The following is a 17294-nucleotide window of genomic DNA, read 5'->3' on the forward strand; positions in this document are numbered from 1 at the left end:
AGCTCATTCGCGCCCCAGATCACGATGCAGCACCCGCACCGTCAGGTCGGCGTCCTGGAGCCGTTCTGCCAACGCCTCGGCCATCGCGACGCTGCGGTGCTTGCCCCCGGTGCACCCGATCGCGACGGTCATGTAGCGCTTTCCCTCCCGGCGGTATCCGTCGATCACAACGTCCAACAGCTGATGGTAGGAGTCGAGGAACTCCACGGCGCCGTTCTGGCCGAGCACATAATCACGGACCTCCTGGTGCTGGCCGGTGTGCGGCCGGAGTCGGTCCACCCAGTGCGGGTTGGGCAGGAACCGGACGTCCATCACGGTGTCGGCGTCCATCGGCAGCCCGTATTTGTACCCGAAGGACTCGACCGTCACGTTGGTGTGGGCGACGGTCTCACCGGCGAAGGCCCGTTCGATGCTGTCGCGCAGTGCGTGCACCGACAGCGACGAGGTGTCGATCACCAGGTCTGCGGAGGCCCGTACCGGGGCCAGCATCGCCCGCTCGGCGGCGATGCCCTCGGCCAGCGTCTGGTTGCCCTGCAGTGGGTGACTGCGCCGGTTCTGCTCGTAGCGACGGACCAGGATGTCATCGGACGCCTCCAGGAACAACACGCGCGGCACGATGCCGCGGGTACCCAGTTCGCTGCGCACCCAGTCCAGGTCGCCGGTGAAGCCGCGTGACCGCACGTCCATCACGACCGCGAGCTGGGTGATCCGCGAGCCGGCCGCCAGCCCGAGGTCGACCATCCTCGCGATCAACTCCGGCGGCAGGTTGTCGGCCACGTACCAACGGAGATCCTCCAGCACCTTGGCCGCCGTGCCGCGGCCGGCGCCGGACAGGCCCGTGACGAGGACGACGTCGATCCCCGTGTCGGCCCCGCCGTCGACGGGCGCTGTCTCGAGGCCCGTCTCGTCGCCGGCGCGGCCGGCTCCCCCACGCAGTTCCTCGTGCATGCCCTGCTCTGTCATCCCGATACCCTGCTCTGATCATTGCCGATGTCCGTGGTCGGCGCGTCGGAATCGACCGCAGCCGCCGTCGGCACATCGGCGCCGAGTGCCTCCAGGACCGCCCGTGCGGTCGCCGCGCCGATGCCCGGCACCGCCGTGATCTCCTCGATGCCGGCCTGCTTGAGCCGCGCCACCGACCCGAAGTGGGTGACCAAGGCCTTGCGGCGGTGCTCGCCGAGCCCCCGCACCGAATCGAGCGCCGACGCCGTCATCCGCTTGGACCGCTTGCTGCGGTGATAGGAGATCGCGAACCGGTGCGCCTCGTCGCGGACCCGCTGCAGCAGATACAGGCCGTCGCTGTTGCGCGGCATGATCACGGGGTCGGGCTCTGACGGCACCCAGACCTCTTCGAGCCGTTTGGCCAGGCCGATCACCGCGACGTCGGTGATCCCCAGTTCGTCGAGGACCGCCTGGGCGGCGTTGACCTGGGGGGCGCCGCCGTCGACGACGAACAGGTTGGGCGGATAAGCGAATCTCGCCGGACGCGCGCTCGCGCGAGGATCTTCTGCCCGGTGGCCTTCCGGTGCCGCTTCGGCGGCGACAGTGGCTGCGGTTGTCGTGTGGTCACCGGTTTTCACGGTGTCTTTCAGGTGACGGTGGAACCGCCGGCGGGTCACCTCGGCGATGGAGGCGACGTCGTCGGACCGGCCGTCGCCCGCAGCCTCGCGGATCGCGAAGTGGCGGTAGTCGGACTTGCGCGGCAGCCCGTCCTCGAACACCACCAGCGAGGCCACCACATCGGTGCCCTGCACATGGCTGATGTCGACGCACTCGATCCGCAGCGGCGCCTCCGCCAACCCCAGTGCGTCCTGAATGCTCTGTAACGCAGCGCTTCTGGCGGTGAAGTCGCCCGCCCGCTTGAGCTTGTGCTGGTTCAGCGCCCCTTCGGCGTTGCGCTTGACCGTCTCGGCGAGCGCCCGTTTGTCGCCGCGCCGCGGCACCCGGAGTGAGACCCGGGACCCCCGCAGCTGTGACAGCCAGGTCTCCAACTCGGCCGCGGTGTCGGGCAGCACCGGGACCAGCACCTCTTTGGGTATCGGGGTGGTCGCCTCGTCCCCGCCGCCGTCGCTGGCCCCGCCGAGCTCGGCCTGGTCGCCGTAGAACTGGGTGAGGAACTGCTCGACAAGGTACTCGTGCGTGGATTCGCCCGGCTCACCGGACTTTTCGATGATCCAGCCGCGCTGACCTCGGACCCGGCCACCGCGCACGTGGAACACCTGGACGGCGGCTTCGAGCTCATCGTCGGCGAACGCGACGACGTCGGCGTCGGTGCCGTCGCCGAACACCACGGTCTGCTTTTCCATGGCCCGACGCATCGCGCCGATGTTGTCCCGCAGCCGGGCGGCCCGCTCGAAGTCCAGCTCCTCGGCCGCGGCGTTCATCTGCTGTTGCATCTCGCGGATCAGCCGGTCGGTCTTGCCGGCCAGGAAGTCGCAGAAGTCCAGCACGATGCGCCGATGTTCCTCGGCGCTGACCCTGCCCACGCACGGCGCGGAGCACTTGTCGATGTACCCGAGCAGACAGGGCCGGTCAATCTGACTGTGCCGCTTGAACACTCCGTTCGAGCAGGTGCGGGCCGGGAACACCCGGGTCAGCAGGTCGAGGGTCTCGCGGATGGCCCACGCATGCGAGTAGGGCCCGAAGTAACGCACACCCTTGCGGCGCGGACCGCGGTACACCTGCAGCCGCGGATACTCCTCATTGAGGGTGACCGCCAGCACCGGGTAGGACTTGTCGTCGCGGTAGCGGATGTTGAACCGCGGGTCGAACTCCTTGATCCAGTTGTATTCGAGCTGGAGCGCCTCGACCTCGGTGCTGACGACCGTCCACTCCACGCTGGCCGCGGTCATCACCATCTGCCGGGTCCGCGGTGCCAGGCTCGACAGATCGGCGAAATAGGAGTTCAGGCGGCTGCGCAGGCTCTTGGCCTTGCCGACATAGATGACCCGGCCGCGCGGGTCGCGGAATCGGTAAACCCCCGGTTCGTCAGGTATCGACCCGGGAGCGGGTCGGTACGTCGCTGGATCGGGCACGCCCCCAGGTTACTGCCGGGTCCTGACGCGTCGACGCCATCACCATGGCCGGAACCGCGGCGGCGCCGTCACGCGCGGTGGGTGTCGATGCCGGGTTGCCGACTCTGGTAGCGCCGCAGCAGCGTGCGCACCCGGTCCATGGCCTCGACCGCACGTCCCTTGTCCACCGCCTGGATCGCCATCACGGGCACGTACTCGTCGTCGGGCAGGTCCAGCCGTGCCCAGCGGGCTCCCTGGTGGAACGACACGTCGACCACCTGATCCCACGAAAACAGCCGGTACCCGAACAGGTTTCGCACCGCCACGCCGGCCGGGCCGACGCGCAGCCGGGGTCGCGCGAACAGCGACACGAAGCAGGCGATGACGACGCCGACCATCGCGATCGCGACCTGGTCGTAGGTGCGGAAGAACACCCCCGTGGACCCGACCTTGAGCAGCGCGCCGACCACGATGTGCGCGGCGACGATCACCGCTGCCGCACCGTAGGCGAAATACGGGGTCAGATGGGGCTTGACGACCAGGTCCCAGCGATCGCCGCCGTGGGTGTTCATGAACCCGGTCTCAGCTGACGCAGCGTCAGCGCGGTCGACAATGCGGCGGCGGCCGCCTGGGCGCCCTTGTCCTCGGCAGAGTCCGGCAACCCGGCCCGGTCCAGCGCCTGGTGTTCGGTGTTGGTGGTGAGCACCCCGTTGGCGACGGGGGTGCAGGTGTCCAGCGAGACCCGGGTCAGGCCCTGGGTCACCGCATCACAGACGTAGTCGAAATGCGGTGTCTCGCCGCGGATCACCACACCCAGCGCGACCACCGCGTCGTGGTCGCGGGCCAGTGCCTGCGCTACCACCGGGATCTCGATCGCGCCGAGCACCCGGACCACGGTCGGGTTGTCGATCCCTGCGTCGGCGGCCACCTTGCGGGCGCCGTCGAGCAGCGCGTCGCAGATCGTCTCGTGCCAGGTGCTCGCGACGATGCCGAGCTTGACGTCCTTGGCGTCGAGCGCGGGCATGTCGGGGACGCCGTGGGCCGGACTCATACCGCGCCGCCGAACTCGCCGGGGACGGCCTCGTCGAAGTCCTCCAAGCCCACCAGGTCGTGACCCATGCGGTCACGTTTGGTCATCAGGTAGCGGATGTTCTCGGCATTCGCGCGGACCGGCAGCGGCACCCGCTCGATGATGTGCAGGCCGTACCCGTCCAGCCCGACGCGCTTGGCCGGGTTGTTGGTCAGCAACCGCATCGACCGGACGCCGAGATCGACCAGGATCTGCGCGCCGGTGCCGTAGTCGCGGACGTCTGCGGGCAGACCGAGCTTGAGGTTGGCGTCGACCGTGTCGTCGCCGGCGTCCTGCAGCTGGTACGCCTGCAGCTTGTGCATCAGGCCGATGCCGCGGCCCTCGTGCCCGCGCATGTACAGCACCACGCCCCGGCCCTCACGGGCGACCATCGCCAGCGCGGCGTCGAGCTGCGGGCCGCAGTCGCACCGCCGGGACCCGAACACGTCACCGGTGAGGCACTCGGAGTGCACCCGCACCAGCACGTCGTGGCCGTCGCTGTGCGGGCCGGAGATCTCTCCCTTGACCAGCGCGACGTGTTCGACATCCTCGTAGATGCTGGTGTAGCCGACGGCGCGGAACTCACCGTGCCGGGTCGGGATTCGCGCCTCGGCGACGCGCTCGATGTGCTTCTCGTGCTTACGCCGCCACTCGATCAGGTCCGCGATGGAGATCAGCGCCAGGTCGTGCTCATCGGCGAAGATGCGCAACTCGTCGGTCTGCGCCATCGCGCCTTCGTCCTTCTGGCTGACGATCTCACAGATCGCGCCCGCGGGCTGCAGACCGGCCAGCCGGGCCAGGTCGACGGCGGCCTCGGTGTGTCCGGGCCTGCGCAGCACCCCACCGTCCTTGGCGCGCAGCGGGACGACGTGGCCGGGTTTGGTGAAATCCTCGGCGACGGCGTCCGGATCGGCCAGCAGGCGCATGGTCGTGGCCCGGTCCATCGCCGAGATGCCGGTCCCCACACCCTTTTTCGCGTCGACGGTAACGGTGTATGCGGTGCCGTGCTTGTCCTGGTTGACCGCGTACATGGGCAGCAGTCCGAGCCGATCGCAGATCTCGCCGTCGAGGGGAACGCATAGATAGCCGGACGTGTAGCGGACCATGAACGCCACCAGTTCCGGAGTCGCCTTCTCGGCGGCGAAGATCAGGTCACCTTCGTTCTCACGGTCCTCGTCGTCGATGACGACCACGGCCTTGCCCGCTGCGATGTCGGCCACCGCGCGCTCGACCGAATCCAGCCTCGTCATCCTCACCACCCTTGCCGGTTCCCAGGTCGGAACCACGTGCCGTTGCCTCTCAGTATGAACCACCGGGCGGCGCCGGTTATTGCCCGCCGGTCCACCGGGCGGGACACCCGTCATTCGCCGGTGGGCGCGTCCTTCTTCTCCAGCAGTCGCTCCACGTATTTGGCGATGACATCGACCTCGAGGTTCACGTGTGCGCCGACCTCGGCGTGACCCAGTGTGGTCATGCCGAGCGTGGTGGGGATCAGGGATACCTCGAACCAGTCGTGGCCCAGGCCGGACACCGTCAGCGACACCCCGTCGACGGTGATGGAACCCTTGTGCACGACATAGCGGGCCAGCGCGGCCGGCAGCGCGATCCGCACCACCGTCCAGTGTTCGGACGGTGTCCGGGAGATGATGTGGCCGGTGCCGTCGACGTGGCCCTGGACGATGTGGCCACCGAGCCTGCTACTCACCGCCGCGGCCCGCTCCAGGTTGACCTTCGCGCCCACGTCGGCGGCGCGCAGGCTCGACCGCTGCAGTGTCTCGTCCATCACATCGGCGGTGAACGAACCGTCGGCGAGCACGTCGACGACCGTCAGACACACCCCGTTGACCGCGATCGAGTCGCCGTGCCCGGCATCCGATGTCACGACGGGGCCGCGGATGACCAGGCGGGCGGAATCGCCCAGGTCTTCTTTTCCGACGATCTCGCCCAGTTCTTCGACGATTCCGGTGAACATTCCGACCAGCCTAGACCCGGCCCGCAGGGGGATCCGTGGCGTGACCGACGGTCGGCCGTCCCTCGAGCTCCCGTCTGGTGGACCTGCTCGACGATCGCTGAAAGTTTCGCCCTCGATCACCGCGGACGTATCGAGATGCAGCTCGGCCCCTACGGATACCGGTGGCTGCAGGTACTACGCCCCGGTGAACCACCGATCATCTGAGCTTGCTCATTCTTTGCCGAAAACCCAGCTCAAGGACCAGTTTCGGCCAGTGCTCCCAGCAGCGGGTCGCGCGTTCGCATCGGCGGACCCTCTACGATGCAGGCATGCAGACCCGCCTGTTGGCGATCTTCGCCGCCCTTTTCGCCGCCGTCGCACTGCTCGCCGGGTGTTCCGGATCGTCCTCGCAGGACTCCGGTAAGGAACTGCCCGACGCGGCGACCCTGCTGGAACAGTCGAGCGAGACAACCAAGAGTCAGTCCAGCGCCCACCTGAAGCTGAGCGTGCAGGGTCAGATCCCCGATCTGCCGGTCGAGTCGCTCGACGGCGAGCTCACGCAGTCCCCCGCGGTCGCGGCGAAGGGCACGGCGAACATCATCTTCCTGGGCCAGCGGCTCAACGACGTCGAGTTCGTCGTCTCCGACGGTGACCTCTACGCCGCGATCACCGCCGGCGGGGCGCTGTCGAACTTCGGTCCGGCTTCCGACATCTACGACGTGGCCGCCATTCTGAACCCCGACGTCGGCCTGGCCAACGTGCTGAGCAATTTCTCCAACCCCACCTCCGACGGCCGCGAGACGGTCGAGGGCGTGCAGACCATCCGGGTCACCGGCGAGGTCAGCGCCGACGCGGTCAACAAGATCGCACCTCAGATCGCGGCCACCGGGCCCGTGCCGGGCACCGCGTGGATCACCGAAGACGGCGACCACGAGCTGATGCAGGCCCGGCTGGAGCCCAGTCCCGGCAACAGCGTCACGATGACGCTGTCGAACTGGGGTGAGCCGGTGACCGTCGACAAACCCGCGGTGTGATGCATCGCACCCCCGCCGCGGAGACCGATACGCGCCCGGCAGCCCCGGGAGCCACCAACCGCGGCATCGCGATCAGCGCGGGCAGCCTCGCGGTCGTCCTCGGTGCGCTCGACACCTACGTGGTCGTCACGATCATGGTCGACATCATGCGTGATGTCGGCATCGGCGTGAACGAGATCCAGCGCGTCACCCCGATCATCACCGGCTACCTGCTCGGTTACATCGCTGCCATGCCGCTGCTGGGCCGGGCCTCGGACCGGTTCGGACGCAAGATCCTGATCCAGGCCAGCCTGGCCGGTTTCGCGCTGGGGTCGGTGGTCACCGCGATGTCGACCGATCTGGTGGTACTTGTGGTCGGTCGCGTGATCCAGGGCACCGCGAGCGGCGCGCTGCTGCCGGTCACCCTCGCGCTGGCCGCCGACCTGTGGGCCGCGCGCAACCGCGCGGCGGTGCTCGGCGGGGTCGGCGCGGCACAGGAACTCGGCAGTGTCCTGGGCCCGATCTACGGCATCTCGCTGGTGTGGCTGTTCAACCACTGGCAGGCGGTGTTCTGGGTCAATGTGCCGCTGGCGGCGGTCGCGATGGTGATGATCCACTTCAGCCTGCCGAGCCGGTCGGCGACCGAGGAACCGCAGAAAGTCGACGTGGTCGGCGGTCTGCTGCTGGCCGTCGCGCTGGGCCTGGCGGTGATCGGGCTCTACAACCCCAAGCCGGACGGCAAAGAGGTGCTTCCTAGCTGGGGCGCGCCGGTGCTGATCGCTGCGGCGTTGGCGGCCGTGGCCTTCTTCGTGTGGGAGAAGTTCGCCCGCACCCGGCTGCTGGATCCCCGTGGTGTCCGGTTCCGGCCGTTCCTCGCCGCGCTGGGCGCCTCGCTGGCCGCCGGGGCCGCGCTGATGGTGACGCTGGTCAACGTCGAGCTGTTCGGCCAGGGCGTGCTGGGGCAGGACCAGAACCAGGCCGCATTCCTGTTGTTGCGGTTCCTGATCGCGCTGCCCATCGGTGCGCTGCTGGGCGGATGGCTGGCCACCCGCATCGGCGACCGGATCATCGCGTTCGCCGGTCTGCTCATCGCCGCCGGTGGCTACCTGTTGATTTCGAAATGGCCCGCAAACCTGCTGGCCGCCCGACATGATCTCGGCTTCGTCGACCTGCCGGTGCTGGACACCGACCTGGCGATCGCCGGGCTTGGCCTCGGCCTGGTCATCGGGCCGCTGACCTCGGCGACCCTACGGGTGGTTCCGGCCGCCCAGCACGGCATCGCCTCGGCGGCCGTGGTGGTGGCCCGGATGATCGGCATGCTGATCGGGATCGCGGCACTGTCGGCGTGGGGCCTGTACCGCTTCAACCAGCACCTCGCCGGGCTGCCTGCCAGCACCGGCGGCAACTCGCTGGCCGAGCGGCTGGCCGCCGAGGCCAACCGGGTGCGGGAAGCCTACGTGCTGCAGTACGGCGAGATCTTCACCATCACCGCGGTGGTGTGCGTGGTTGGCGCGGTCCTGGGCTTACTCATCGCGGCCAAAGACGAACATGCCGTGGAGCCGGCGGACGAGGCTCAGCAGCGCTCGAGTCCGGGGCCCATCAGCTGAGGCTCGTCCGCCTGTTCGGCGTCACCGGAGGTCAGGCCCCGCCAGGCATCACGGAGGACGCAGGTGAGGGTGTCGACAGGGTTGGTGGTGAGCCAGTCCTGCAGTGCAGTCATGGTCGTTTCCTTTGCTCGTGCTTTCATGCGCAACTCATCGGTGAAAGCGCGAATTCCCGGCCCAGTCTACCGAGGCGCAGCGGATGCGGGCCGCTCCCGCACCCGCGCGGCGTGTGAGGCCGGGCACGGAAACACCGCGTGAACGAATGCACACGATCGGATAACGGGGCTTGCGGCGTTACACCGGGATGAGGCTCAGCAACACGTCGGGCCCCACCGCGGTCATCCCGTCGAACCGCCAGCGCTGCGCCTGGGCGATGCTCAGCACGCCGACGTCGTCGACCGCGGTGACCGGGCCGCCGAGCAGGATCGGCGCCACATACGCCAGGATCCGGTCGATCACGCCGGCGCGCAGGAACGCCCCGGCCAGCGTGGGGCCGCCCTCGACGAGCACGTCGGTGCGATCGGACAACGCCTTGATCACCTCGTGCGGGTCACGGGTACGGATCACCATCGTCCGCGAATCATCGTTGAGAACTGTTGCGTCGGGCGATATCTCACGCTCCCCCACGACGACGCGCAGGGGCTGGTGGTCGGCCAGACTGCCATCGGGCAACCGGGCGGTCAGCGCCGGATCGTCGACGAACACCGTGCCGGTTCCGACCACGATCGCGTCGGCAGCGGCGCGGCGGCGGTGCACATCCGCGCGCGCGGCCTCGCTGGTGATCCACTGGCTGGTGCCATCGGCGGCAGCGCTGCGCCCGTCCACGCTGGTTGCGAACTTCCATGTCACATGGGGCAATCCGGTGCGCTGCTTGTGCAACCACTCCCGCAGCGGTCCACCGGCGACGGCGGCGGACGACACCCCCGCGCTGACCCGCACCCCGGCCTCGGCGAGGCGGGCCGCACCGCCGGCGGCCACCGGATTCGGGTCGGCGACGGCGAAGGCGACCTCGGCGACCCCGGCCTCCAGAAGCGCGTCGACGCACGGCGGGGTGCGGCCGAGGTGATTGCAGGGTTCCAGCGTGACCACTGCGACACCGCCCGCGGCCCGTTGCCCCGCCCTGCGCAGCGCGACCACCTCGGCGTGCGGGCCGCCCGGCGGCGCGGTCGCGCCGACTCCGGCGATCGCCCCGTCGCGATCCAGAATGACCGCTCCCACAGGAGGATTCGGGTAGGTCCGGCCCTTGACCCGCTCGGACTGCTCGATGGCCGCGGCCATCGCGGCGTCGAGGTTCACAGCGTCAGATGTTTGGACGCCGACGCGGCCTGCCTGCGCAGCGCCCGGACCGCGGCCGCGGGATCCTCGGCGCTGTAGACCGCCGACCCCGCCACGAAGCAGTCCACACCGGCCTCCGCGGCGGCCTCGATGGTGTCGGCGTTGATGCCGCCGTCGATCTCGACCAGGACGGTCAGCTCCCCCGCGTCGACCAGCCGTCGCGCGGTGCCGACCTTCGGCAGCACCTCGGCGATGAACTTCTGCCCACCGAAGCCCGGTTCGACCGACATCACCAGCAGCGTGTCGAAGTCACGCAGAATCTCCAGGTACGGTTCCAGCGACGTACCCGGCTTGATCGCCAGTCCCGCCTTGGCGCCCGCGGCGCGAATATCGCGGGCCACGGCGACCGGATCGTGAGTGGCCTCGGCGTGGATCGTGACGTTGTAGGCGCCGGCCTCGGCGTACGGCGGGGCCCAGCGCTGCGGGTTCTCGATCATCAAATGACAGTCCATCGGGATGCCGGTGACTTTGAGAAGGGACTCCACCACCGGCAGGCCGAGTGTCAGATTCGGCACGAAGTGGTTGTCCATCACGTCGACGTGCAGCCAGTCCGCGCCCTCGACGGCGGCGATCTCGTCGGCCAGCCGGGCGAAATCCGCGGAGAGGATCGACGGTGCGATGAGCGGCGACTTCGTGGCTTCTCGGGCGCGCGGTCCAGACATGAGGTGAAGCCTATCGGTGCTCAGTCGACCCGCAGCGCCGCGGCGAACATCGCGTCGGTGCCGTGCCGGTGCGGCCACAGCTGCACCGACTGACCGTCCCCGGTGTCGTCGGCGGGCTCGAACAGCTCCCGGGTGTTCAGCGCGGTCACCGGATGCCTGCGCAGCGCGTCGGCGACCACCCCGGCTGTCTCGGCCAGGTGCGGCGAGCAGGTCGCGTAGAGCACCACACCGCCTGGCCTGGTCAATCTGATCGCCGAGGCCAGCAGCTCGCGCTGCAGTTTGGCCAGCGGCGGAACGTCACCGGTCTTGCGCCGCCAGCGCGCCTCGGGCCTACGCCGCAGCGCGCCGAGACCGGTGCACGGGGCGTCGACCAGCACCCGGTCGAAACCCGGCGCCAGTCCCGGCTCACGACCGTCGGCGCGGACGACCTCCACCGGCAGGCCTGCGGTGTTCTGCTCGACCAGCTCGGCCCGTCGCAGCGCCGGCTCCACGGCGGTGACCGTCGCCCCGTCCGGCGCACCGAGTGCGGCCAGCAGCGCGGTCTTACCGCCCGGACCGGAACACAGGTCCAGCCAGCGTCCGCCGTCGGCGCCTTCCAGCGGCGCTAGGGTCAGTGCCCGGGCCACCAGCTGGCTGCCCTCGTCCTGCACCAGTGCGCGGCCCTCGCGCATCGCCGCGATCTGGCCCGGATCGCCGTCGCCGAGGTAAACCGCGTACGGCGAGTACTTCCCGACCGTCCCGCCGACCTGCTCGGCGAGGTCGGCAGCGGTCAGCTCCCCCGGGCGCACGGCCAGATGCACCGCCGGGCGGGCGTCGTCGCTGGCGAGCAGCGCAGCCAGCTCGCCGGCGCGGGCGCCGAGGGCGTCGGCGAACGCCTGCGCGATCCACCGCGGGTGGGCGTGCACGAACGCCAGGTGCCCGACGGGATCGCTCGTCGCCGACGGGGCGAGTTCCTCGACCCAGGACGCTTCGTCGCGCCGCGCGATGGTCCGGAGCACGCCGTTGACGAATCCTGCTCGCGCAGAATCGAATTCGATACCCGCTTGATCCACCGTGGTCGACACCGCGGCGTGGTCGTCGACCCGGGTGCGCAGCAGCTGATAGCTGCCCAGGCGCAGCAGGTCCAGCAGCACCGGATCGATCTTGTCCACCGGGCGGCCCGCCGCGGCGGCGATGACGGCGTCGAGCAGGCCGCGGGTGCGGCAGGTCCCGTAGGCCAGCTCGGTGGCGAACGCCGCGTCCCGCCCCGTGATCGCCCGGTCACGCAGGATGGCAGGCAGTGCCAGGTTGGCGTAGGCGTCGCGCTCGGAGACCGCGCGCAAGACGTCGAACGCGGCCCTCCGGGCGGGATCGAGAGGAGTGCGCTTCATCGGGCCCAGCCGTTCTCGTCGAGCCGGGCCCCGCGGGCCCAGTCGGCCGCGATCATCGGTTTCTTACCGGGCGGTTGCACCGTCCCGAGCAGCACCGGCACCGAACCGGTTCCGATGTGCACGTGTTTCTTGTCGGCGCGGATCTGCCCCGGCGCAAGACCTTCTGGCCCGTCCGCGGGGACGGTCACCGGACCGACCTTGACGCGCTGCTCACCGATCATGGTCCACGCGCCCGGGTTCGGGGTGACCGAACGGATTCGCCGGTCGACGACGTGTGCGGGCAGCTCCCAGCGGATCCGGGCGTCCTCGACGGTGACCTTGGGCGCGACGCTGACGCCGTCGGCGGGCTGCGGCACGGCGGTCAGGGTGCCGTCCTCGATGCCGTCCATGGTCGCCTCGAGCAGCCCGGCGCCGGACTCGGCGAGCCGCCCGAGGAGGTCCCCGGCGGTGTCGGTGGACCGGATCGTCTCGGTGACCACGCCGAACACCGGACCGGAATCCAGGCTCTTCTCGATCTGGAACGTCGTCGCGCCGGTCACCTCGTCGCCGGCGGCGAGCGCGGCCTGCACCGGCGCGGCCCCTCGCCATGCCGGCAACACCGAGAAGTGCAGGTTGACCCAGCCGTGCGCGGGGACCGCGAGCAGCGCGTCGCCCAGCATCGCGCCGTAGGCCACCACCGCAGCGCAGTCCGGGGACAGCGCGGCGAGTTCGGTGACGAACTCCTCGGAATTCGGTCGGGCGGGCTTGAGCACCGGGATGCCGTACTCGGCGGCCCGCACCGCCACGGGTGACGGTGCCGGGCGGCCGCGGCGTCCTGCGACTGCGTCCGGCCGGGTCACCACCGCGATCACCTCGTGCCGCGGCGAGTCGATGAGCCGCTGCAGGGACGGCAGGGCGGGTTCCGGTGTGCCGGCGAAGACGAGACGCACCGCGCCAGTCTAGGGAGGCTCAGACGGGGCGCGGCGTCTGGTAGTACTCCTTCTCGGTCACTCCCGCCAGCGGCGCCACGAACATCCACGGGATCGTGGTGAGCTGCCTGTTGAGGGTCGCGACGGCGTCGTTGTAGTACTGCCGTGCGAACGCCAGTTTGTCCTCGGTGTCGGCGAGGTTGCGCTGCAGATCCAGGAAGTTGTTCGAGGAGTTCAGTTGCGGATGGTCGCGCCCCAGCGCCAGCAGCGGCGCCAGCGAGGAGTCCAGTCGGGTCTCGGCGGCGCTGCGCTCGGCGACCGAGGTCCCGTCGGTGGCCGAGGTCAGCGCGGCCCTGGCGTCGGTGACGTGATCGAGGATCGCCTTCTCGTGCGCGGCGAAGGTCTGCACGGTGTGCACCAGGCCCGGGATCAGCGAGGCCCGCCTGGTCAATTCGACGTCGATGCCGGCGAGCGCTTCGGCAACCCGGACATCCGCGGAACGAATCCTGTTGTATCCCATCACGAACCCGGCCAGCACCAGTAGCGCGAGCACCAGCACGATGACCAGCAGCACGCTCACCATGAACCGCCTCCTCCTCCACCACCACCGCCGCCACCGCCGCCACTGCTGCTGGAGCCGCCCCCGCCCGAGGAGGACGAGGACGACGCCTGCGAGGCGGTGTACGCGCTGATCGACGACGACAACGCCGACTCGAAGCTGTCGAAATGCGCTCCGTCGCCCCCACTGTGCCCCGAGCCGCTCGACGAGGACGTCGTCGTCACGTACCAATCGGGTTGCGGGGCGATCGATCCCGTGTACGCCTGGTACTTCTTGGCCCACAGCGCGGCGACGCCGGCGGCGACCGCGAACGGGACGTAGGCGACGTAGAGGTCCTTGCGCGCGGCGAAGTCGAAGCGCGTCTCGGCCGAGTCGGTGGCCAGCATCCGGTAGAAACCTCCGACGCGCGACCACAGTTCGCGTCCGGCGGCGGTGCGTCGGGTACCGACACCGTCGCGCCAGGACGCCACCGAGAACAGGAAGAACGCCGCGAACGGCAGCGCCCACATGGTCGCGGGGAATCCCCAGCGGAAGAACCCGCAGACCATCAGGATGAAGGCCGCGGCGTTGGCCGCGCGTAACCACAACTCTTTCTTGCGGGCCACGAGCAGCCCCGACTCCAGCGCCCACTTCTCCACCGCCTTGGCCATGTCGGCCTTGGCCTTGTCGAGCCGCTTGCCGGCGGATGCGGTCTTGGCGGCCTTGAACGTGGATCCGCGGTTGCGCACCTTGAGCCGGGTGGCCACCGCGAGGCTCACCGGGTCGATGCCGGCCCACTGGCGCGGCTCGCCGACACTCCGGATGGTCCACTCCTTGTCACCGACCTGCTCCAGGCTGATCACGCCGCGCTCGGCGAGATGGAACAGCGTGGCGGTCAGCCCGCTCTTCGGGACTGATTCGGTGCGGATGTACTCGGCCTGGACCGGACCCAACCCGGGCGGCGGGGCGTACTGCAACGGGAATCCGGGAGGCTTCTCCATTACTGAGCGCAGCCAGATCAGCGCGGCGGCGCCGAGCAGCGCGGTGAAGCCGGCCGTCCACAGCACTCCGGCCACCGACTGGCCCAGCACCCGGTCCCACGTGTACGGCCACGGCAGGGCGGCCCTGGGCGGGGTCGGTACGTCGACCCCGGCGCGCACGGTGACCGGCGTGCGGGGGGGCAGCGATTCGGCCGTCATGCGCACCCGGTTGCCGTCGACGGTCAGCGCGTCACAGGCCCTGCCGACCCCGAACCCGACCGAGCACTGCGCTGTTCCGACGTCGCCGGGCAGGGTGACGGTGATGTCGGCGCGGTCGATGCGGTTGTTCCATGCGGGGGCGACGACGTTCCAGAAAAAAACAGAGGGCGAGTTTGCGGAGCCTCCGGCCGAGCCGGCGAATTGCCGGCCGGCGCCGACATCGCCGGGGTCGAGCACCCCGGCGATGGTGTAGCGGATCTCGAAAACGTGGGTGCCGTCGCTGAGATAGCGGTCGGGGTCGCCGATCTTGGCGACCCGGAACCGTCCGGCGTCCTCCCAGAGCATCTGGTAGGGCACCGGCCGGCCGTCCAGCAGCACCGAGGTGACCTCGGGTTTCTGGCGCAGATGCGGGTCGTTCTGGTTGGCCACATCCCAGTACCGGAAGATGCCGTGGCGGTCGGTGCTGTAGAACTCGGTGGTCAGGGTCTCGACGGCGGTCATGTCACCGGCGGCGTCGACCACGATGTCGACGTCGTAGTCGGCGATCACCACGGGGTCGTCGATTTCGGAGGCGCCGGAGCCGCCGTGGAACAGCACCGGCCACAGCACGCCGAACGCGATCAAGATCAACGGGATCAGCGCTTTGCCCAGGCAACCCGCTGACATGGGCATCACCCTATGTGCAATGGATCGATCTGGACGCGAACCGGCTCATGATCGTGGCGGGCGCTTTGCACCACGGTGGCGCGGCGCAGCGCGGCCGCCAGCGCAAGACCGCTGTCGCGGGGTACCCGCACCAGCATCCTGCTCACCGTCGCGTCGAGGGCCAGGCCGGCGGGGCGACGCGCACCCAGGGGCAGGTCGACCGGGCCGAGGACCTCGGCGGTATCGGGCAGCGTCGCGGCTTCGAGCAGCGCGGACACCGCCCGCGGATCTCCGTCGAGGGCGGCCATATGGGTGGCCGGAGGCAGTCCGACCTCGGTGCGCGAGTCCAGCTCGGACTCGGCATGGCCCACCGGATCCCACCGGATCAGCGCCTGCACGGTGGGGATCGCCGATTCGGCGACGACAGCCACCACGCCGCCGTCGGAGCGGCACCGCACCAGCGCGGCGGCGGCCATCCAGCGGCGCAGCGTGTCCTCGGCGGCGCGCAGGTCCTGACGGCCGAGCAGTGCCCAGCTGTCGAGCAGGAGCGCGGCGCCGTACCCGCCGTCGGCGATGGGTTCGACGCCGGGGGTCGCGACGACGACGGCGGCGCGGCCCGGCACCGCTGCCACGGTGTCGTCGCCGCCGGAGGTGACGACGGGCGCCCCGGGGAATGCGCGGCCGAGTTCCTCGGCGGTGCGGCGGGCACCGACGACGACGGCGCGCACCGCGTCGGAACCGCACCGTGTGCAGCGCAGCGCCGGCTCCTCCCGGCCACACCACCGGCACATCGCGCCGGGAGCATCCCGGCCGGGCAGCGACAGCGGCCCGGTGCAGTGCCGGCACCGTGCCACCGCGCGGCAGCGCGCGCACGCCACCGCGGGCACGTAGCCGCGGCGGGGCACCTGCACCAGCACGGGGGCATCGGCGGACAGCGCTGTGCGCGCCGCGTCCAGCGCCACGGTGGGCAGCCGGGCGGTGCGCGCGGCGGGATCGCGTTCGTGGGCGTAGGCACTGTCCTCCAGAGCGATCACGCGAGGGGCGTGTGCCCGCAGGGTCTGCCGGGTCGCGGTCAGGTCGTGCGCCCAGCCGCTGCGCACCAGCGCCTGCGCCTCGGCGGTGCGGGCGTGGCCGCCGATCATCGCCGCACAGCGCACCTGGTGGGCGCGCAGCATCGCGACCTCGCGGGCATGGGGGTACGGGGCACGCGGCTCGGCGAGCGAATCGTCACCGTCGTCCCAGAGCATGACCAGGCCCAGGTCGGCGACCGGGGCGAAAACCGCGCTGCGCGTGCCGATCACGAAGCGCGCATCGCCGCGCAGCACCGACAGCCACCGGCGGTACCGCTCGGCGGGGCCCAGGCCCGCCGACAGCGCCACCACCCTGGTGTCGTCGACGCGCTCGACCGCGGCGCCGTACAGCCGGTCGACGTCGCGCTGGTCCGGCACCACCGCGAGCACCCCGCGCCCGGCGTTGACCGTGACCGCGGCCGCCTCGGCCAGCCGGTGCGGCCAGGATTCGCCGGGCAGCGCCTGCCACACCGCTCGGGCGGCACGGCCGTGGCCGAGTGCCGCCAGGAATTGCTCGCCGCCGCTGTACGCCTGCCAGGCGGTGGTATCGACAGGCCTGGGTGAGAGGGGTTCGAGCGGTTCCCGGACTCGCTTCTCGGCGTTGGCGTGCCGTGGCGGAACGGCCAGCCGGAGCACGTCGGCGCGGGTGCCCGCATACCGGGCGGCGACCGCGTCGACCAGCCGGCGCACGTCATGGGTCAGCACGCATTCGGCCGACACCACCTTCTCGAGCCAGCCCAGCTTCCCGACATGGTCGGTGTCGGAACGCCTTTCGAGTACGAAGGCATCGACGAGCCTGCCGTGGAAACGGACCCGGACGCGCACCCCCGGCTGGGCGTCGTCGGACTGCTCGCCCGCCACCAGGTAGTCGAACTCGCGATCGAGGTGGGGCACCGTGAGCATCGGCAGAACACGA

At 70.3% G+C, this 17294-nt stretch carries 16 protein-coding genes; 2 read left to right on the top strand and 14 right to left on the bottom strand.

Annotation, left to right across the window (positions count from 1 at the left end; translation table 11 throughout):
• Positions 1-3: 3 nt before the first annotated feature.
• The 6 genes from rapZ to ACXMYJ_RS04505 form a co-directional block, all read right to left on the bottom strand.
• Positions 4-963, bottom strand: a complete 960-nt coding sequence (gene rapZ, locus ACXMYJ_RS04480; RefSeq protein WP_460354281.1) for an RNase adapter RapZ — start codon at positions 961-963, stop codon at positions 4-6.
• Positions 960-3035: an excinuclease ABC subunit UvrC gene (uvrC, locus tag ACXMYJ_RS04485; protein ID WP_443186555.1), complete on the bottom strand. Its 2076-nt coding sequence runs from the start codon at positions 3033-3035 to the stop codon at positions 960-962. The genes rapZ and uvrC overlap by 4 nt, the downstream gene beginning before the upstream one ends.
• Before the next feature lie 68 nt (positions 3036-3103).
• On the bottom strand, positions 3104-3586 hold the full coding sequence (locus ACXMYJ_RS04490) for a PH domain-containing protein (RefSeq protein ID WP_260752157.1): 483 nt from the start codon (positions 3584-3586) through the stop codon (positions 3104-3106).
• The gene (gene ribH, locus ACXMYJ_RS04495) at positions 3583-4065 is read right to left on the bottom strand and encodes a 6,7-dimethyl-8-ribityllumazine synthase (protein WP_260752155.1); all 483 of its coding nucleotides are present in this window, start codon (positions 4063-4065) and stop codon (positions 3583-3585) included. The genes ACXMYJ_RS04490 and ribH overlap by 4 nt, the downstream gene beginning before the upstream one ends.
• Positions 4062-5333 (bottom strand): bifunctional 3,4-dihydroxy-2-butanone-4-phosphate synthase/GTP cyclohydrolase II, encoded by a 1272-nt coding sequence (locus ACXMYJ_RS04500; RefSeq protein WP_460354284.1) that lies wholly within the window; start codon positions 5331-5333, stop codon positions 4062-4064. The genes ribH and ACXMYJ_RS04500 overlap by 4 nt, the downstream gene beginning before the upstream one ends.
• Before the next feature lie 110 nt (positions 5334-5443).
• Positions 5444-6055: a riboflavin synthase gene (locus tag ACXMYJ_RS04505; protein WP_260752153.1), complete on the bottom strand. Its 612-nt coding sequence runs from the start codon at positions 6053-6055 to the stop codon at positions 5444-5446.
• 308 nt (positions 6056-6363) lie between these two features.
• On the opposite strand from ACXMYJ_RS04505, the gene ACXMYJ_RS04510 reads away from it, so the two are divergent.
• Both ACXMYJ_RS04510 and ACXMYJ_RS04515 read left to right on the top strand, forming a co-directional pair.
• Positions 6364-7068 carry an LppX_LprAFG lipoprotein gene (locus tag ACXMYJ_RS04510; protein ID WP_260752151.1) on the top strand — a complete coding sequence of 235 codons (705 nt, stop codon included), beginning with the start codon at positions 6364-6366 and terminating at the stop codon, positions 7066-7068.
• Positions 7068-8654 carry an MFS transporter gene (locus ACXMYJ_RS04515; protein ID WP_260752147.1) on the top strand — a complete coding sequence of 529 codons (1587 nt, stop codon included), beginning with the start codon at positions 7068-7070 and terminating at the stop codon, positions 8652-8654. Before ACXMYJ_RS04510 ends, ACXMYJ_RS04515 begins: the two co-directional genes overlap by 1 nt.
• On the opposite strand, the gene ACXMYJ_RS04520 is transcribed toward ACXMYJ_RS04515, so the two are convergent.
• From ACXMYJ_RS04520 to ACXMYJ_RS04555, 8 genes are all read right to left on the bottom strand, one after another.
• Positions 8621-8767 carry a hypothetical protein gene (locus ACXMYJ_RS04520; protein WP_260752142.1) on the bottom strand — a complete coding sequence of 49 codons (147 nt, stop codon included), beginning with the start codon at positions 8765-8767 and terminating at the stop codon, positions 8621-8623. The genes ACXMYJ_RS04515 and ACXMYJ_RS04520 overlap by 34 nt on opposite strands.
• 178 nt (positions 8768-8945) lie before the next feature.
• The gene (gene ribD, locus ACXMYJ_RS04525; protein ID WP_260752139.1) at positions 8946-9947 is read right to left on the bottom strand and encodes a bifunctional diaminohydroxyphosphoribosylaminopyrimidine deaminase/5-amino-6-(5-phosphoribosylamino)uracil reductase RibD; all 1002 of its coding nucleotides are present in this window, start codon (positions 9945-9947) and stop codon (positions 8946-8948) included.
• A complete protein-coding gene (rpe, locus tag ACXMYJ_RS04530; protein ID WP_260752138.1) occupies positions 9944-10648 on the bottom strand; it encodes a ribulose-phosphate 3-epimerase in 705 nt (234 codons plus the stop codon). The genes ribD and rpe overlap by 4 nt, the downstream gene beginning before the upstream one ends.
• 20 nt (positions 10649-10668) lie before the next feature.
• Positions 10669-12018 (bottom strand): RsmB/NOP family class I SAM-dependent RNA methyltransferase, encoded by a 1350-nt coding sequence (locus ACXMYJ_RS04535; protein ID WP_443186552.1) that lies wholly within the window; start codon positions 12016-12018, stop codon positions 10669-10671.
• Positions 12015-12947 (bottom strand): methionyl-tRNA formyltransferase, encoded by a 933-nt coding sequence (gene fmt / locus ACXMYJ_RS04540; protein ID WP_443186551.1) that lies wholly within the window; start codon positions 12945-12947, stop codon positions 12015-12017. The genes ACXMYJ_RS04535 and fmt overlap by 4 nt, the downstream gene beginning before the upstream one ends.
• A 19-nt stretch (positions 12948-12966) precedes the next feature.
• Positions 12967-13509 (bottom strand): LemA family protein, encoded by a 543-nt coding sequence (locus ACXMYJ_RS04545; RefSeq protein WP_460354291.1) that lies wholly within the window; start codon positions 13507-13509, stop codon positions 12967-12969.
• Positions 13503-15329 (bottom strand): DUF2207 domain-containing protein, encoded by a 1827-nt coding sequence (locus tag ACXMYJ_RS04550; protein WP_460354293.1) that lies wholly within the window; start codon positions 15327-15329, stop codon positions 13503-13505. The genes ACXMYJ_RS04545 and ACXMYJ_RS04550 overlap by 7 nt, the downstream gene beginning before the upstream one ends.
• A gap of 5 nt (positions 15330-15334) precedes the next feature.
• A complete protein-coding gene (locus ACXMYJ_RS04555; RefSeq protein WP_443186651.1) occupies positions 15335-17281 on the bottom strand; it encodes a primosomal protein N' in 1947 nt (648 codons plus the stop codon).
• Between the last annotated feature and the right edge of the window lie 13 nt (positions 17282-17294).

The sequence above is a fragment of the Mycobacterium sp. ZZG genome (assembly GCF_054786995.1).

Bases quoted from the DNA above. Each gene is read 5' to 3' on its own strand.
- ACXMYJ_RS04515 (WP_260752147.1), top strand. From the start codon at position 7,068: ATGCATCGCACCCCCGCCGCGGAGACCGATACGCGCCCGGCAGCCCCG.
- rpe (WP_260752138.1), bottom strand. From the start codon at position 10,648: ATGTCTGGACCGCGCGCCCGAGAAGCCACGAAGTCGCCGCTCATCGCA.
- ACXMYJ_RS04505 (WP_260752153.1), bottom strand. From the start codon at position 6,055: ATGTTCACCGGAATCGTCGAAGAACTGGGCGAGATCGTCGGAAAAGAA.
- ACXMYJ_RS04520 (WP_260752142.1), bottom strand. From the start codon at position 8,767: ATGACTGCACTGCAGGACTGGCTCACCACCAACCCTGTCGACACCCTC.
- ACXMYJ_RS04535 (WP_443186552.1), bottom strand. From the start codon at position 12,018: ATGAAGCGCACTCCTCTCGATCCCGCCCGGAGGGCCGCGTTCGACGTC.
- ACXMYJ_RS04555 (WP_443186651.1), bottom strand. From the start codon at position 17,281: ATGCTCACGGTGCCCCACCTCGATCGCGAGTTCGACTACCTGGTGGCG.
- ACXMYJ_RS04490 (WP_260752157.1), bottom strand. From the start codon at position 3,586: ATGAACACCCACGGCGGCGATCGCTGGGACCTGGTCGTCAAGCCCCAT.
- ACXMYJ_RS04510 (WP_260752151.1), top strand. From the start codon at position 6,364: ATGCAGACCCGCCTGTTGGCGATCTTCGCCGCCCTTTTCGCCGCCGTC.
- ACXMYJ_RS04550 (WP_460354293.1), bottom strand. From the start codon at position 15,329: ATGTCAGCGGGTTGCCTGGGCAAAGCGCTGATCCCGTTGATCTTGATC.
- ACXMYJ_RS04500 (WP_460354284.1), bottom strand. From the start codon at position 5,333: ATGACGAGGCTGGATTCGGTCGAGCGCGCGGTGGCCGACATCGCAGCG.
- ribH (WP_260752155.1), bottom strand. From the start codon at position 4,065: ATGAGTCCGGCCCACGGCGTCCCCGACATGCCCGCGCTCGACGCCAAG.
- rapZ (WP_460354281.1), bottom strand. From the start codon at position 963: ATGACAGAGCAGGGCATGCACGAGGAACTGCGTGGGGGAGCCGGCCGC.
- ACXMYJ_RS04545 (WP_460354291.1), bottom strand. From the start codon at position 13,509: ATGGTGAGCGTGCTGCTGGTCATCGTGCTGGTGCTCGCGCTACTGGTG.